The sequence below is a fragment of the Pleomorphomonas koreensis DSM 23070 genome, assembly GCF_000425185.1.
Taxonomy (GTDB): Bacteria; Pseudomonadota; Alphaproteobacteria; order Rhizobiales; family Pleomorphomonadaceae; genus Pleomorphomonas; species Pleomorphomonas koreensis.
In genome coordinates, this window is the sequence record NZ_AULH01000001.1 from 64,359 (window position 1) to 80,991 (window position 16,633).

Genomic DNA, 16,633 nt, shown 5'->3' on the forward strand with positions numbered 1-16,633 from the left:
CCGCTGGAGGTAACAGCGGTTTTAGTGGAGGAGAAAGACAGATGTCGCTTCGCAACACGCTCAAGACGGTTTCCCTCGGTCTTCTGGCCGGCATCGCGCTGACCGCCTCGGCGCTCGCCGCCGACGGCAAGCTGATCGTCATCATCACCCCGAGCCACGACAACCCCTTCTTCAAGCAGGAAGCGGTTGGCGCCCAGGCCAAGGCCCAGGAACTCGGCTACGAGGCGGCGATCTACAGCCATGACGACGACGCCAACAAGCAGAACGACCTGATCGACTCGGCCATCGCCCAGAAGGCGGCGGCGATCATCCTCGACAACGCCGGCGCCGACGCCACCGTCGCCGCCGTGCAGAAGGCCAAGGACGCCGGCGTGCCGTCCTTCCTGATCGACCGCGAGATCAACGCCACCGGCATCGCCGTCACCCAGATCGTCTCCAACAACTATCAGGGCGCGACGCTGGTCGCCGAGAGCTTCGTCGACGCCATGGGCGAGAAGGGCAACTTCGTCGAGCTGGTCGGCAAGGAATCCGACACCAACGCCGGCGTGCGCTCCAAGGGCTTCCATGACGTGATCGACCAGTATCCCGACATGAAGATGGTCGCCCAGCAGAGCGCCAACTGGAGCCAGACCGAAGCCTTCTCGAAGATGGAATCGATCCTCCAGGCCAACCCGGACATCCAGGGCGTGATCTCCGGCAACGACACCATGGCCATGGGCGCCATGGCCGCCCTCGAGGCCGCCGGCCGCAAGGACGTGCTGGTCGCCGGCTTCGACGGCTCCAACGATGTGCGCGACGCCATCCTGGCCGGCAAGATCCACGCCACCGGCCTGCAGCCGGCCTTCCGCCAGGCCCAGTATGCCGTCGAGCTGGCCGACAAGTATCTCAAGGAAGGTTCCACCGGCCAGCCCGAGAAGATCTCCATGGACTGCGTGCTGATCACCAAGGACAACGCCGCCAAGCTCGACAACTTCGCGCTCAAGGACTGATCCCCTCCAAGGTCGGTCCTCCCGCCGGCCCGGGCCTCGCGCCCGGACCGGCCCTCTCCCCAACGCGGCAGGCAGGCGCCCCGGCGCCTGCCTGTGGCATATCCGGGCCTTGCCATGCCTTGAGCGATTACGGATCGACACGGCGCCGCCGCTCGGCTAGTTGCTGCGGGACGGCGCGCGGAAGGGGCTTTGCCGATTTCCGCAGGTCCCCGCTCGGCTTGCCGGCCATGCCGCAAGCCGCCAGAACGGAATGAGCAGATGCCCTTTCGGATGATCGCCCTCGACCTCGACGGCACGGTTCTCGATCGCGAGGGGCGCGTCCGCCCCCGTACCGTCGAGGCGCTCGACGCGGCGCGGGCGCGCGGCCTTGAGGTGGTGCTGGTCACCGGCCGTCACCATTCGGTGGCCCGGCCGTACTACGAGGAGCTGGAACTCCAGGGGCCGACCATCTGCTGCAACGGCACCTATGTCTACGATTTTCCCGCCAGCCGCGTGCTGAGCGGCGAGCCCTTCGCGTCCGCCGATGCCCGCCGCCTCGTCGCCTCCTGCCGCCGCCATGGCGTCGAGGTCTGGGCCTATCTCGATGACGCCATGCTCTACGAGGTGCCCACGCCGCATCTTCTGAAGCTTGGCGTCTGGATCGACGGGCTCGCCACCCGGCCGAAGCCGCAGCTCAGGCAGGTCAGGTCGCTCGAGGCGGTGCTCGAGGCGATGCCCGCCGTCTGGAAATTCGTCGTCACCCATCGCGATGCCGGCCGCCTCGCCGGCTGGTTCCGCGACGCGGAGACCATGCCGGCCTACGGCGTCGAATACTCCTGGCACGACCGCATCGACGTCATGCCGGCCGGCCGCAGCAAGGGCAGCCGGCTGTTCGCCTGGGCGGCCGATCGCGGCATCGATCCGGCCGACATCGTCGCCTTCGGCGACAATTTCAACGATCTCGCCATGCTGACCGGCGCCGGCCTCGGCATCGCCATGGGCAACGCCCCCGAGGGCGTCAGGGCGGCGGTGGCCGAGGTGATCGGCGGCAACGACACCGACGCCATCGCCGAGCGCATCGAGCGGCTGCTCGCCTGAGAGCCATCGTGCATACGGATTGGGCGTGCCCGGCCGTTGACCGGCGCCGGGCGAGCCGTTACCGTTTTATCCTTCAGAAACAACGAGTCCCGGCAGCGACTATCGAAAGCCGCGCCGCCGGCCGTCGTTCCATCCGGGCCGATGGTGGCGATCCGCCGCCGGCGGCGATATGGTAGAGAAGTGAAGCGCCTGCCGTCGCCCATGGACCGGGCGGTGCGCCGGACGACGGAACGGCGGACAAACTGCCGTCATGATCGAAAAAGGGGAACCCGAACATGACCATGCCTATCCTGACGCAGCATCTGAGACATCTGTCGGCGGGCGCAGCGCTTGCCGCCTTCGTTGCCCTTGGCGGCCCGGCCTTCGCCGGCACGCCGGCCGACACGCTGGTCGAGGCCTTCGCCATCGACGACATCATCTCGCTCGATCCGCAGGAAGCCTTCGAGATCTCGACGGCCGAGGTCACCGGCAACACCTATTCGCTGCTGGTCCGCCTCGACATCAACGACACCACCAGGGTCGAGCCCGACATCGCACAGAGCTGGACCATTTCCGATGACGGCCTCACCTATACCTTCAAGCTGAAGCCCGACCTGAAGTTCGCCTCCGGCAACCCGATCACCGCCGACGACGTCGTGTTCACGATCGAGCGGCTGATCAAGATGGACAAGAGCCCGGCCTTCCTGCTCAACCAGTTCGGTCTCACCGGCGACAACGTGACCGACAAGGTCAAGGCCGTCGATCCCTCCACCGTCACGCTCACTGTCGACAAGCCCTACGCCTCGTCCTTCGTGCTCAACGTGCTGTCGTCGGCGCCGGCCGCCGTGGTCGACAAGAAGCTGGTCATGGAGCACGCCAAGGCGGTGACGCCGTCCGACGAATACAAGTGGGACACCGACTTCGGCAACGACTGGCTGAAGACCAACTCCGCCGGCTCCGGCGCCTTCAAGATCATGGTCTGGAAGGCCAACGAGGCGGTCGTTCTCGAACGCAACGACAACTATTTCGGCGAGCCGGCCAAGCTGAAGCGGGTGATCTACCGCCACATGAAGGAGAGCGCCGGCCAGCGCCTGGCGCTGGAGAACGGCGACGTCGACATCGCCCGCAACCTCGAACCGGGCGACCTCGACGCCGTCGCCAAGAACGCCGATCTCGCCACCACCTCGGCGCCCAAGGGCACTGTCTACTACATCTCGCTCAACCAGAAGAATCCCAACCTGTCCAAGCCCGAAGTGGTCGAGGCCTTCAAATATCTGGTCGATTATGACGCCATCGGCGCCACGCTGATCAAGGGCGTCGGCGAGATCCACCAGTCCTTCCTGCCCAAGGGCCAGCTCGGTTCCATCGACGACAAGCCGTTCAAGCTGGATGTCGCCAAGGCCAAGGAGCTGCTCGCCAAGGCCGGGCTCCAGGACGGCTTCTCCGTCACCATGGATACCCGCAACACCCAGCCGGTGACCGGCATCGCCGAGAGCTTCCAGCAGTCGCTGGCCGAGGCCGGCGTCAAGCTGCAGATCATCCCCGGCGACGGCAAGCAGACGCTGACCAAGTACCGCGCCCGCCAGCACGACATGTACATCGGCCAGTGGGGCTCGGACTATTGGGATCCCAACTCCAACGCCGAGACCTTCACCGCCAACCCGGACAATTCCGACGAGGGCAAGGTCAAGACGCTGGCCTGGCGCAACGCCTGGGATCCCAAGGAACTCGACACCGAGACCAAGGCGGCCCTCCTCGAGAAGGACACCGCCAAGCGCGCCGCCATGTATGCCGACCTGCAGAAGAAGGTGCAGGAGAGCGGCCCCTTCGTGATGCTCTACCAGCAGACCGAGGTGGCGGCCTATGCGGCCAAGCTGAAGGGCTTCAAGCTGGGACCGTCCTTCGACACCAACTTCGTCGCCCCGATCTCCAAGGAATGATCGGCCGCGCCGCCTCCTCCAGGGGGCGGCGCTTCCGAATCCCCCGCAAGTGAGGAAGCCCTTGTCTCTCTCCGACGCCAGACGGAGCCTGGCTTTCAGGCGCGCCCGCGGCGTGCTGGCCGATATCGGCCGCTTCGCCGTCATGCTGGCCACCACCTATCTCGGCCTGATCGCCGTCACCTTCTTCATCGGCCGCGTCGTGCCGGTCGATCCGGTGCTGGCGATCGTCGGCGACCGGGCGCCGATGGCGGTGGTCGAGCGTATCCGCGAGGAGATGGGCTTCAACCTGCCGCTCTGGCAGCAGTTCCTGATCTATCTCCGCCAGGCGCTGACCGGCGACTTCGGCATATCCGTGCTGACCACCCATCCGGTGATGGAGGACATCATCAGGGTGTTCCCGGCGACGCTGGAGCTGGCCACCGTCGGCACGCTGATCGGCGCCGGCCTCGGCGTGCCGCTCGGCGTGCTCGCCGCCGTCCGTCGCGGCTCCATCGCCGACCAGGTGGTGCGCATCGTCGGCCTGATCGGCTATTCGGTGCCGATCTTCTGGCTGGGCCTCCTGTCGCTGCTGCTGTTCTACGCCAAGCTGAAATGGGTGGCCTATCCCGGCCGGCTCGACGTCGCCTACGAATACACCTTCACGCCCATCACCGGCCTCTATCTCGTCGACGCCGCCTGGACGGGCCAGTGGGACGTGCTCTGGGACGCCTTCCGCCACATCATCCTGCCCGGCGCGCTGCTCGGCTATTTCTCGCTCGCCTACATCAGCCGCATGACGCGCTCCTTCATGCTGAACGAGCTTGGCCAGGAGTATATCGTCGCCGCCCGCGCCAAGGGCCTCAGCGAACGCCGCATCATCTGGGTCCACGCGCTCCGCAACGCCGCCGTGCCGCTCACCACCGTCGTCGCCCTGTCCTACGCCGGCCTCCTCGAGGGATCGGTGCTGACCGAGACGGTGTTCTCCTGGCCGGGCATCGGCCTCTACATCACCAACTCGCTGCAGAACGCCGACATGAACGCCGTGCTCGGCGGCACCATCGTCATCGGCACGGTGTTCATCGCCATCAATCTGTTGTCCGACCTGCTCTACCGCATGCTCGATCCGAGGACGCACGCCAAATGACCGCTCCCTCGACGCCCTCCGCCGCAGGCTGGCGGGACTGGCTGCTCACCGCCGAGCCGCGCTCGCGCGGGCAGGCCCGGCTCGGCCGCGCCTACGTCACCTGGCGGCGCTTCTCGGAGAACCGGCTCGCCGTCACCGGCCTCCTGATCATCTTGGTCCTGGTGCTGGTTGCCGCCTTCGCCGCCTTCCTTGCCCCGCATTCGGCCACCGTCGGCGATCTCGCCGGCGCCCGCCTCAAGCCGCCGGGCACGCCCGGCTTCCTGCTCGGCACCGACGATCTCGGCCGCGACATCCTGTCCCGCCTCATCTACGGCTCGCGCATCACGCTCGCCGTGGTGGCGCTGGTCGCCGTCATCGCCGCGCCGGTCGGGCTGTTGATCGGCACGGTGGCCGGCTTTGCCGGCGGCTATATCGACGCGGCGCTGATGCGCGTCACCGACATCTTCCTCGCCTTCCCCAAGCTGATCCTGGCGCTGGCCTTCGTCGCCGCCCTCGGGCCGGGCATCGAGAACGCGGTGATCGCCATCGCGCTGACCTCCTGGCCGCCCTATGCCCGCCTCGCCCGCGCCGAGACGCTCGGCGTGCGCAACTCCGACTACATCGCCGCCGTCCGCCTGATGGGCGCCTCGCCGGCCCGCATCGTCGTCCGCCACATCATGCCGATGTGCCTCTCCTCGCTGATCGTCCGCGTCACCCTCGACATGGCCGGCATCATCCTGACGGCGGCCGGCCTCGGCTTCCTCGGCCTCGGCGCCCAGCCGCCGCTGCCCGAATGGGGGGCGATGATCGCTTCCGGTCGCCGCTTCATCCTCGATCAGTGGTGGGTCGCCACCATGCCCGGCATCGCCATCCTGATCGTCAGCCTCGGCTTCAACCTCCTGGGCGACGGCCTGCGCGACGCCCTCGACCCCAGGGAGGCCGGCCGATGACGCTGCTCGCCGTCCGCAACCTGTCGGTCACCTACCCGACCCGCACCGGCCTCATCGAGGCGGTGCGCGGCATCTCCTTCGACCTCGGCCGCGAACGGCTGGGCATCGTCGGCGAGAGCGGCTCGGGCAAGTCGCAGACCGGCCGCGCCGTCATGGGCCTGACGCCCAAGCCCGGCATCGTCCGCGCCGACGCCATGACCTTCTCCGGCGTCGATCTCCTGAACGCCGGCCCGGCCGACTGGCGGACCTTGCGCGGCAGCCGCATGGCGATGATCCTCCAGGACCCCAAGTTCTCGCTCAACCCGGTGATGACCATCGGCCGCCAGATCACCGAGACGCTGCGCCAGCACGAGAAGGTCACCAAGAAGGAGGCGCGGCAACGGGCGCTCGCCATGCTGGAGGCGGTGCAGATCCGCGATCCGGAACGGCTGTTCGGCCTCTACCCGCACGAGGTGTCGGGCGGCATGGGCCAGCGGGCGATGATCGCCATGATGCTGGTCTGCGGCCCGGAACTGCTGATCGCCGACGAGCCGACCTCGGCGCTCGACGTCACCGTCCAGCTGGAAGTGCTCGGCATCCTCGACCGGCTGGTGCGCGACACCGGCATGGGCCTGATCTTCATCAGCCACGACCTGCGCCTGGTCTCCTCCTTCTGCGACCGGGTGATCGTCATGTATGCCGGCCGCATCGTCGAGGAACTGGCCACCGCCGACCTCAGCCACGCCCGCCATCCCTATACGCGCGGGCTCTTGGACTGCACGCCGAAGATCGGCGAGGACCGCCATCCGCTGCCCGTCCTCGAACGGCGGAAGGAGTGGGCCGCATGACCATCGAGATCGCCATCGACGGGTTGTCGGTGACCTTCCGCGAGTTCCGGGCGCTGAAGGCGGTGAGCATCGCCGTGGAGAAGGGCGAGTCCTTCGGCCTGGTCGGCGAGAGCGGCTCGGGCAAGTCGACGCTCTTGCGCGCCATCACCGGGCTGGCGCCGTCGAGCGGCGGTTCGATCACCGTTGCCGGCGAGACGCTCTCCGGCAGCCGCCGCAGCCACGCCTTCCGCCGCGCCGTGCAGATGGTGTTCCAGGACCCCTATGCCTCGCTGCACCCGCGCCAGACCGTCGACCGCCAGTTGGTCGAGCCGCTGGCCATCCACGGCATCGGCGACGCCGAGACGCGCATTCTCCGGGCGCTCGACGAGGTCGGCCTCGGTCCGTCCTTCCGCTTCCGCTATCCGCACCAGCTCTCCGGCGGCCAGCGCCAGCGCGTCGCCATCGCCCGCGCGCTGATCGTCGAGCCGGAGATCCTGCTGCTCGACGAGCCGACCTCGGCGCTCGATGCCTCGGTGCAGGCCGAGGTGCTGAATCTGCTGGAAGAGGTGCGCGCCCGCCGCGGCCTCACCTACCTGATGGTCAGCCACGATCTCGGCGTCGTCACCCACATGTGCAGCCGCCTCGCGGTGATGCGCGAGGGCGAGGTGGTGGAAATGCTCTCTGCCGCCGATCTCGCCGCCGGCCGCACGGTGTCCGACTACACCGCCAGGCTGATGGTGGCGAGCAAGGGTTTTTCGCGGGAGGCGGCCGGCTGAGACGCCGCGCGCCCCCGCAACGTCATCGGAATTTCGCCCCGTGGAAACCGACCTCTACCTGCCCGTCAAGCGCCACCTCGAAAGCCTCGGGCTCGCCGTCAAGGGCGAGGTGAAAGGCTGTGACCTCGTCGGCCTTTCGGACGGCGAACCGGAACTGCTGGTGATCGGCGAACTGAAACGCGCCTTCACGCTGGAGCTGGTGTTGCAGGCGGTCGACCGCACGGCGGCGGCCGACGAGATATGGCTCGCCATCGCCGCCTCCAAGCGCGGCCGCGGCCGCGAGGGCGACCCGCGCGTCAGAAAGCTATGTCGGTTCCTCGGCTTCGGCCTCATGGCCGTCACCGCGACGGGCCGGATCGAGGTGATCGTCGAGCCGGCGCCCTGGAAGCCGCGACGCGACGGCCGCCGCCGTTCGCGCATCGTCGACGAATTCCGTCGCCGGCGCGGCGATCCCGTCCTGGGCGGCTCGACGCGCCTGCCGCAGATGACCGCCTACCGGCAGCAGGCGCTCGCCGTTGCCCGGGCGCTGGCGGACGGGCCGGCGCGGCCGCGCGACCTCAGGCCGGTCGCTCCCGACGCCGCCAAAATCCTGCAAGCCGATGTCTACGGCTGGTTCGAGCGGGTGGAGCGCGGCGTCTACCGGCTGACCGACGCCGGCCGGGTGGCGCTGGTCACCTGGGCGGAGCATCTGCCGGCCGCCGCCTGAGACTCACGCCATCGTGTGGGACAAGTAGTTCCTGGGGGGTGGCGATTTTGCGCTGGAACGCCATATTGCCCTAATCCCCAGCGATCACCGGAGCGACCGCCCCGCATGAATCCCCATTACGATCCCGGCAAACCTCACCACACGTCCGACGGCTTCCGCGACCCCGAGGCCGATCATCGCACGTCCTTCCGCGACGTGCTGGCCTGGAAGCGGGACTCGCGTCGTGCCGGTCTGCCCAAGCCGCCGGCCGCGCCGACGCCGGTCGTCGAGCCGGACCTCGACCGCATCGCCGGGCCCGAGACCTCGGCCACCTTCATCGGCCATTCGACGGTGCTGCTGCGCATGGGCGGCCTCTCCATCCTGACCGATCCGGTATTCAGCGAGCGTGCCTCGCCGGTCGGCTTTCTCGGCCCCCGGCGCGCCGTGCCGCCCGGCATCACCCTCGACCGCCTGCCGCCCATCGACGTGGTGGTGATCTCGCACGGCCATTACGACCATCTCGACCGCGCCTCGGTGCGCCACCTCGCCCGGCGCGGCGGCGACCGCACCCTGTTCGTGGTTCCGCTCGGCGTCGGCCAGTTGCTGAAGCGCTGGGGCATCGACAATTCCGTCGAACTCGACTGGTGGGAGAGCCACCTTTATCGCGGCGTCGAGTTCATGCTGACGCCGGCGCGACATTGGTCGGCGCGCGGCCTTCGCGATCGCAACCAGATGCTGTGGGGCGCTGTCGCGATGTTCGCGGACGGCTTCTCCTGCTACTTCGGCGGCGACAGCGGCTATGGCCCGCACTACCGGGCGACGCGCCAGCATCTGGCCGGCCGCGAGCGCAACGGCATCCTGTTCGATCTGTCGCTGATGCCGATCGGCGCCTACGAGCCGCGCCATATCATGAAGGCGCATCACATGGACCCCGAGGAGGCGGTCACCGCCCACCGCGAGATCGGCGCCAGGGCGAGCATCGCCATCCACTGGGGTTGCTTCCAGCTCACCGACGAGCCGCTCGATGAGCCGCCGCAGCGCTTGGCGACGGCGCGCGCCGCCGCCGGCCTTGAGGAGGATGCCTTCGTCGCCCTGCCGGTCGGCGGCAGCTGGTGGCGGACCGGGGCCTAACGGCTCCGGCGCGGCTCAGAAATAGACGCGCACCGCGTGGTTCTCCCGATAGGCGACCAGCCGGCCGCCGGCTCGTGCCGTGTCGGCGACGAGGCCGAGGTCCTTCAGCTCGGCGTCGCTCCAGCGCCGGTGCAACTGCGGCACGGCGGAGATCAGGCCGCGCGTGTAGGCGTGCTGCGGATCGCCGAACACCGCCTCGGTCGCCCCCATCTCGACGATGGCGCCCTTCTGCAGGATGACGATGCGGTCGGAAATATAGTTGCCGAGCGCCAGATCGTGGGTGACGAAGATGATCGACAGGCCCCGTTGCTTGAGGTCTCCGAGGAGGTTGAGCACGTCGATGCGCGTCGATGCGTCGAGCATCGAGATGATCTCGTCAGCGATCAGCAGGCGGATGTCGAGGACCAGCGCCCGGGCGATCAACAGGCGCTGCAACTGACCGCCGCTCATCTGGTGCGGATACTTGTCGAGGGCGGCCACCTCGAGCCCGACGGCATTGAGCGCGCCGGTCAGACGCGTCGCGAAGGCGGCGTCGTCGAGGTCGGCCAGGAACTCGCGGCGTAGCGTGCGGAAGACGCGCCCGACCTTGAAGATCGGGTTGAACGAGCTGAACGGGTCCTGGAACACGCCTTGGACGCGGCGGTAATAGGCCTTGAGGGACGGTCCCTTCAGCGTCGAGATGTCCTCGCCGTCGAAAGTGATGCGGCCTTCGCTGACCGAGGTGAGGCGCAGGATCATCCGGCCGACCGTGGTCTTGCCGGAGCCGCTCTCGCCGATCAGCGACACCACCTCGCCCGGCTTCACCTCGAAGTCGACGTCGTGGATGACGCGCGTCTTCTTGCCGCCGAAGGCGCCGGAGCGGTAGAGCTTGGAGACGTTCTCAACCTTCAGCATGGGCGTCCGCCTTCCAGCAAGCGACCTGATGGCCGGGGGCGATCTCGACGAAGGGCGGTTCCACGGCGCACTTGTCGAAGGCCAGGGGGCAGCGATCGCGGAAGCGGCAGCCCTGCGGCGGCGCCAGCAGCGACGGCGGCCGGCCCTTGATGCCCGGCAGCCGCCGTTCCTCGAAGCGGATGCCCACCTCGGGCAGCGAGCCCAGCAGGAGGCGCGTGTAGGGATGGGCCGGCGCCTCGATGATGGTGCGGGTCGGCGCCTTCTCGGCCAGCTTGCCGGCATACATGATCAGGATGCTGTCGGCGATCTGGGCGAGGATGGCCAGATCGTGGGTGACGACGATCATCGACTTGACGAAGCCGCGGTCGCGGAACTCCACCAGCGCGCCGGCCACCTTCTTCTGCGAGGCGACGTCGAGCGCCGAGGTCACCTCGTCGGCGATCAGCAGCGACGGGTCGAGCAGCGTCGACAGCACCATGACGACGCGCTGCTTCATGCCGCCGGACAGCTCGATCGGGTACATGCCGAGCACGTCGGGCGCAAGGCCGAGGATGGCGAGGCGCCGCTCCAGCTCGGGCCTGAGGGTCGCTCCCCTGATGCCGCGCGAATCGAGCAACTCGTCGATCATCCGGCCGATGCGGCGCGTCGGGTTGAGCGCGCTCATGGCGTATTGCGGCACGATCGAAATCTTGCGGAAGCGGTGGGGCACCATTGCCCTGTCGTCGGCGATCGGCAGCGCCGCGCCGTCGAGCGACACCTCGCCGCCGACATACTGCATGCGCTCCTCGAGGCGGATCAGCGCCTTGCCGAGCGTCGACTTGCCGCAGCCCGATTCGCCGGCCAGGCCCATGATCTCGCCGTCGGCCACCGAGAAGCTGACGCCGTCGAGCGCTTTGACCGAGCCGGACAGCGTCCGATAGTGAATCCTGAGGTCGGATACCGCCAGCATGTCAGAGCGCCCTCAGCTTGGGATTGAACACCTCGTCGAGGCCGACGTTCATCACGTAGAGCGAGCCGACGATTCCCGTGATGGCGAGGCCCGGCGGCACGAACCACCACCACATGCCGAGTTGCAGCGCGGCGTTCATCACCGAATAGTTCATCATCAGCCCGAGCGAGATGCCGTCGGTCGGCCCGAGGCCGATGAAGTCGAGCATGGCGGCGGTGAGGATGGCGCCGCCGAACAGCAGGATGAAGGTCATCACCAGATAGGAGCTCATGTTCGGCGCGATCTGGCCGAAGATGATGCGGAACGTGCCCTCGCCGTTGAGGCGGGCCATATCGACGAAGTCGCGCGAGGTCAGCGAGAAGGTCTGGGCGCGGATGGCACGCGCCGCCCACGGCCAGGAGGTGAGGCCGATGAACAGCGCCTCGGTGCCGAGGCCGCGCACCGAGAGATAGGCGGCGACCACCAGGAGCACGGCGAAGGTGGGAATGACCAGCACGACGTTGGTCAGCATGTTCAGCACTTCGTCGACGAGGCCGCCGCGATAGCCGGCGAAGAAGCCGACGAACATGCCGATCGCCGCCGCCGTGATGCCGCCGAGCGCGCCGACGATGAAGCTGGAGCGCAGGCCGTGCACGAATTGCGAGAACACGTCCTGCCCGAACAGCGTGGTGCCGAACCAGTGCTCGGCCGATGGCGGCAGGCCGGGCGGCGCGTCGAAGGTCATCGGCTGGTAGGCGGCCAGCATCGGTCCGAAGATGGCGGCGAGGAGGAACAGTACGAAGACGACGGTGCCGATCACCAGCTTGGTGTTGCGGCTGGCGAAATAGAGGAACTCGTTGCCGTGGGTTTTGCCGGCGGCGGCCGGCGCGGCGCTGTCGGTGCTGGTCATGCGGCGTCTCCCTGCAGGCCGACACGCGTGCGCGGGTCGACGACGACGTAGACGATGTCGACGATGAGATTGGCCAAGAGCACGCCGACGATGATGAACAGGAACACCCCCTGGATGACGAAATAGTCCTGGTTTTGGATGCCCGACAGCACCAGCCAGCCGAGGCCGGGATAGGAGAAGACGATCTCGGTGGCCAGCGCGCCGCCGACCACGGCCCCGAGTTGCAGGGCGAGGCCGGTGATCTGCGGCAGCATGGCGTTGCGGAAGGCGTATTTGCGAACGAGGCGCGCCGGCGCGCCGAGCGCCTGCAGGTAGTTGGCGTAGTCGCTTTCCAGCTCGTAGATGATCATGTTGCGCATGCCGATCGCCCAGCCGCCCAGCGCCACCAGGAACAGCGAGGCGAACGGCAGCACCCAGTGGAACACCAGGCTGCCGAAGAAGCGCCACGTCCACTCGGCCTTCAGCGCCTGGTCGTAGCCGAAGGCCAGCGGGAACCAGCCGAGCACCGAGCCGAGGAGCCAGGCCAGCAGGATGCCGAGCCACATGTAGGGCGTGGCGGTGAGCAGGTAGCCGAGCGGCAGCACCGTGTTGTCGAGGATCTTGCGGCGGGCGGCCAGCGCGCCGACCATGTTGCCGACGTACCAGGAGAGCAAGATCGACGGCAGCAGCAGGCCGAGCGTGTAGGGCAGGGCGCGGCCGATCAGCGTGGTCACCGGCGTCGGGAACAGCATGATCGAGCGGCCGAGGTCGCCGTTGAAGAGCGCCTTCCAGAAATTGAAGTATTGCTGCCACAGCGGCTGGTCGAGGTTGAAGGCGGCCATGAAATAGGAGGTCAGCGCCGCGTTGGCATCCGGCATCATGGCGATGCGCGACACCAGCGCGTCGACCGGATTGCCCGGCATGAAGCGCGGGATGGCCCAGTCGATCGTCACCGCGACGATGAAGGTCAGGAGATAGATGAACAGCTTCCGGGCAAGGTAGCGCAGCACGGTCGGGGCTCCGGAAATCGCGACGAAAAGGCCGATCCCCCGAAGGAGCGGTCGCGGCGCGCTGCCGCGGCCGCCCGTGGGCGCCGGCAACCTTGTCGATCGGGCGGGGCGGAGCATCCCGGCGGCACGTCCGCCGGGATGCGGGAGCGACGCATGCGGGACCCGGCGGCTGAGGCCGGATCCCGCCTGCCGGTCACTGGCCGGCCGGCTCGAGGTGGGTGATCGTGTCGAGGCCGGTCATCTGCAACCAGCCGCGCCAGGAGATCGGGATGAACTGGCGGTCGGTGCCGTCGGCCGGCCAGTTGGTCCAGGTGGTGGTGCTCATCTGCGCCCAAGCGCCGTTGTACCACAGCGGAATCATCGGCAGCTCGTCCATGAAGCGGACCTGCAGCTTGCCGGTGATCTCCTTCATCTTGTCGATGTCGGAGCGCGGCGTCTTGGCGAGCGCCACGGTGAGGTCCCAGGCCTCCTTGTCCTCGAAGCGCGCGAAGTTGTAGTTGGTCTGCGACTTCAGGATCGGCAGCTGGTAGAGGTAGCGGTAGTAGGTGTAGGGCGTGTCGCTGAGCGGCTGGGAATTCTCGATCATCAGATCGAAATTGCCGGTGTTGCGAGACGACTGGTAGGTGTTGAAGTCCGGATACTTCGGCGTGATCTTGATGCCGACTTCCTTGGCGTCGGCCGAGATCATCTGCACCGCCTGCATCCAGTCCGACCAGCCCGACGGGACTTCGATCTTCAGGTCGATCGGCTCGCCCTTCGGCGTCTGGTAGAAGCCGTCGGCGCCCTTCTTGTAGCCGGCCTTGTCGAGGATCTCGGCCGCCTTCTTGGGATCGTAGCTGAAGCCGTGCTCCTTCACCGCCGCCTGGTCGATGTACTTGTCCCACACCGGCAGGAGGCCGGTCGGGCTGGCCGGCAGCACGACGTTGCCGTAGTCGACCTTGGCGATCTGGTCGGTGTTGATGGAGAAGGCCAGCGCCCGGCGGAAGGCGGCGTCATCGAGCGGCGCCTTCTTGGTGTTGGGCAGCAGCCAGGAGGTGACGGCCGGCAGCATGTAGGGCGGCTTGTCGTAATAGGTGTGCAGGCCGTAGCCGCCGGCGATCAGCGTCGCCACGCCCGGCAGGAAGTTGTTGTTGAGGTCCTGGCGGCCGGCCAGCAGCAGGCCGAGCGCCACGTTGTTCGAGGAGTTGACGAGGTCGATGATGTACTTCGGCTTTGGGTCGGGCGAGATGCCGGCCTTCGACGCCCACCAGCCGTCCGGCGTCTTGGTCCAGACGACGCGGGTGGTCGGGTCGTAGCCGGACTTGTCGAACACATAGGGGCCGGTGCCGATCGGCGCGTCCGGCGTCCAGGAGGTGATCTCGGCCTCGGTGGCGTGGTCCTTCCACTGCGAGGGCTTCATCATCGGGATGTTCCAGACGGCGTTCTGCCAGGCCTGGTAGTTGGGCGTGCCGTCGAAGGTCACCGTCACGGTGTTGCCGGAGGTCTCGACGCTCTTGATGGACTTGTAGAGGTCGCTCCACCAGATGGTCGGCAGCTTGCCGAGGTCGATGTTCCACTTGACGTCTTCGGCGGTGAAGTCCTCGCCGTCGCTCCACTTGATGCCCGAGCGGATGGTCACCTTGTAGACGGTGTCGCTCTCCCACTCGCCCTTCTCGGCCAGCCAGTCGATATACTTGTCGGCGATCGGATCGTAACGGAACAGCGTCTCGTTGACGAGGCCGACCAAGCCGTTGGCGAAATTGCCGAAATAGGGGTTGAAGCCGACGATGTTGCCCCACTGGGCGCCGCTCATGTAGAGCGTCTCGTTGCGCGGATACTCGCCCGACTGGGCGAGCGCCGAGCCGGCCACCGTGGCCATCAGCGCGGCGGCCGTCACCACCGCGAAGGTGCGGCGATCGATAGCAAAGGACATAGATTCCTCCCTTTCCTCCTCCTGCGGCGGCGACCTCCTCGCCACCTCCGAAGATCTTCTCGACGGGCGTTTCTGCCGGGAGCCGGTTGTCGGGCCGGGGCTGTCGGCGTCGACGGTCAGGAAAAGGGGAGCACCCAAACGATCCGACCGGAAAGCCAACGGCGGAACAAGGGCAGGGACTGCCCCCATTCATTCCCAACCCCGGCAAGCCCTTGTTTTTCCTTGCGAATCTTCTCCAGGATCCGGTCGGATACGCGGCGGCCTGCCCCAAGCGCCTCCCGCGGGCTGCCCGCGGCACTCTCGATCTGTAACGTTACAGTAGACTTAGCGAAACGCGCAACGATACGCAAGCCTCCGTTTCGTTCTTCGCCAAAGGGAGATAGGATGACAGTTCGGGAGGAGCGGCGCCGAAAGCGGCGACCGGAAAACAGCCCTTGAACGGCGAGACAATGCTTGACGAAGAGATGCGCGCCGGCCGCCGGCCGACGCTGAAGACCATCGCCCGCCTCGCCGGTCTCGGCGTGACGACGGTGTCGCGCGCCCTGCACGACGCGCCGGACATCGGCGAGGAGACCAAGGCGCGCGTCCGCTTCCTGGCCGAGCAGCTCGGCTACCAGCCGAACCGGGCCGGCGTCCGTCTCCGGACCGGGCGCAGCCACGTCATCGCGCTGGTGCTGGCCACCGAATCGGAGGAGCTGGGCATCAATTCGCAGCTGATCTACGGCATCTCCGAGGCGCTGTCGGCCTCGACCTACCAGCTGGTGGTCATGCTGCACGATCCGGCCGCCGATCCGCTCGGCCCGGTGCGCAACATCGTCGAGGCCGGTACCGCCGACGGCATCCTGTTCGCGCGCATCGAGCCCGACGATGCCCGCGTCCGCTTCCTCACCGAGCGCGGCGTGCCCTTCGCGACGCACGGCCGCACCGACATGGGGCTGGAGCATCCCTATTTCGACTTCGACAACGACGCCTATGCGGAAAGCGCCGTGCGGCGCCTCGCCAGCCTCGGCCGCCGCTCCCTGGCGCTGGTCGGGCCGCCGCCGCATCTGACCTATGCCCGCCACATGGCCGCCGGGTTCCAACGCGGCGTCAAGGCCCTGGGCCTCAGGGAGATTCCGTTCGGCGCCATCGACACCGACAGTCCGCACGAACTGATCCAGGCCGAGATCTACCGGCTGATCGAAAGCGGGGAACGTCCGGACGGCTTCGTCTGCGGCAGCGCCGTGGCGGCGCTGTCGGCCACCGCCGGCGCCGAGGCCGCCGGTCTGGTGCTCGGCCGCGATTTCGACGTGGTGGTGAAGGAATCCTCCAACCTGTTCCGGAAGTTCCGGCCGGCCATCGAGACGGCGCACGAGGATTTCCGCGCTGCCGGGCGCTGGCTCGCCGAGGCGATCGTCGGCCGCATCGAGGGCACCGCCGACGTCGGCATCCATTTCCTCGACGTGCCGCGGCTGGCGGCCCCGGCGGAAATGCCGGTGGAAACGCCGGTGGAAACGAAGGAAAAGGCGGCCGTCGGTGGCGCTTGACCGGCGCACGCCGCGGAAACGGCAAAGCGCCCGATCCGG

At 67.7% G+C, this 16,633-nt stretch carries 15 protein-coding genes; 10 read left to right on the forward strand and 5 right to left on the reverse strand.

Annotation, left to right across the window (positions count from 1 at the left end):
• Positions 1-41: 41 nt before the first annotated feature.
• The 9 genes from H512_RS0100295 (at position 42) to H512_RS0100335 (ending at position 9,435) form a co-directional block, all read left to right on the forward strand.
• Positions 42-989, forward strand: coding sequence for a D-ribose ABC transporter substrate-binding protein (locus H512_RS0100295; RefSeq protein WP_026781827.1), 948 nt, complete (start codon positions 42-44; stop codon positions 987-989).
• A 258-nt stretch (positions 990-1,247) separates the two neighbouring features.
• Positions 1,248-2,066, forward strand: a complete 819-nt coding sequence (locus H512_RS0100300; RefSeq protein WP_026781828.1) for a pyridoxal phosphatase — start codon at positions 1,248-1,250, stop codon at positions 2,064-2,066.
• A 275-nt stretch (positions 2,067-2,341) separates the two neighbouring features.
• The gene (locus H512_RS0100305; protein ID WP_026781829.1) at positions 2,342-3,985 is read left to right on the forward strand and encodes an ABC transporter substrate-binding protein; all 1,644 of its coding nucleotides are present in this window, start codon (positions 2,342-2,344) and stop codon (positions 3,983-3,985) included.
• Positions 3,986-4,073: 88 nt separating this feature from the next.
• Positions 4,074-5,108 (forward strand): ABC transporter permease, encoded by a 1,035-nt coding sequence (locus tag H512_RS0100310; protein WP_425414150.1) that lies wholly within the window; start codon positions 4,074-4,076, stop codon positions 5,106-5,108.
• On the forward strand, positions 5,105-6,037 hold the full coding sequence (locus H512_RS0100315; RefSeq protein ID WP_026781831.1) for an ABC transporter permease: 933 nt from the start codon (positions 5,105-5,107) through the stop codon (positions 6,035-6,037). Before H512_RS0100310 ends, H512_RS0100315 begins: the two co-directional genes overlap by 4 nt.
• Entirely contained in the window at positions 6,034-6,864 is an 831-nt protein-coding gene (locus H512_RS0100320; RefSeq protein WP_026781832.1) for an ABC transporter ATP-binding protein, read from the forward strand. The genes H512_RS0100315 and H512_RS0100320 overlap by 4 nt, the downstream gene beginning before the upstream one ends.
• Positions 6,861-7,619, forward strand: coding sequence for an ABC transporter ATP-binding protein (locus tag H512_RS0100325; RefSeq protein ID WP_026781833.1), 759 nt, complete (start codon positions 6,861-6,863; stop codon positions 7,617-7,619). The genes H512_RS0100320 and H512_RS0100325 overlap by 4 nt, the downstream gene beginning before the upstream one ends.
• A 40-nt stretch (positions 7,620-7,659) precedes the next feature.
• Positions 7,660-8,325, forward strand: a complete 666-nt coding sequence (locus tag H512_RS0100330; protein ID WP_026781834.1) for a DUF2161 domain-containing phosphodiesterase — start codon at positions 7,660-7,662, stop codon at positions 8,323-8,325.
• Positions 8,326-8,430: 105 nt separating this feature from the next.
• Positions 8,431-9,435 carry an MBL fold metallo-hydrolase gene (locus H512_RS0100335; RefSeq protein WP_026781835.1) on the forward strand — a complete coding sequence of 335 codons (1,005 nt, stop codon included), beginning with the start codon at positions 8,431-8,433 and terminating at the stop codon, positions 9,433-9,435.
• 15 nt (positions 9,436-9,450) lie between these two features.
• On the opposite strand, the gene H512_RS21905 is transcribed toward H512_RS0100335, so the two are convergent.
• From H512_RS21905 to H512_RS0100360, 5 genes are all read right to left on the reverse strand, one after another.
• A complete protein-coding gene (locus H512_RS21905; protein WP_053239424.1) occupies positions 9,451-10,329 on the reverse strand; it encodes an ABC transporter ATP-binding protein in 879 nt (292 codons plus the stop codon).
• Complete coding sequence (locus H512_RS0100345; RefSeq protein ID WP_026781836.1) at positions 10,316-11,278, reverse strand: ABC transporter ATP-binding protein; 963 nt, start codon at positions 11,276-11,278, stop codon at positions 10,316-10,318. Before H512_RS0100345 ends, H512_RS21905 begins: the two co-directional genes overlap by 14 nt.
• A 1-nt stretch (position 11,279) precedes the next feature.
• Positions 11,280-12,167, reverse strand: coding sequence for an ABC transporter permease (locus H512_RS0100350; RefSeq protein ID WP_026781837.1), 888 nt, complete (start codon positions 12,165-12,167; stop codon positions 11,280-11,282).
• Positions 12,164-13,156 (reverse strand): ABC transporter permease, encoded by a 993-nt coding sequence (locus H512_RS0100355; protein ID WP_026781838.1) that lies wholly within the window; start codon positions 13,154-13,156, stop codon positions 12,164-12,166. The genes H512_RS0100350 and H512_RS0100355 overlap by 4 nt, the downstream gene beginning before the upstream one ends.
• Before the next feature lie 193 nt (positions 13,157-13,349).
• Entirely contained in the window at positions 13,350-15,068 is a 1,719-nt protein-coding gene (locus tag H512_RS0100360; protein WP_053239425.1) for an ABC transporter substrate-binding protein, read from the reverse strand.
• 449 nt (positions 15,069-15,517) lie between these two features.
• Here H512_RS0100360 and H512_RS21910 point away from each other — a divergent pair, with 449 nt between their 5' ends.
• On the forward strand, positions 15,518-16,594 hold the full coding sequence (locus H512_RS21910; protein ID WP_053239480.1) for a LacI family transcriptional regulator: 1,077 nt from the start codon (positions 15,518-15,520) through the stop codon (positions 16,592-16,594).
• Positions 16,595-16,633: the final 39 nt, after the last annotated feature.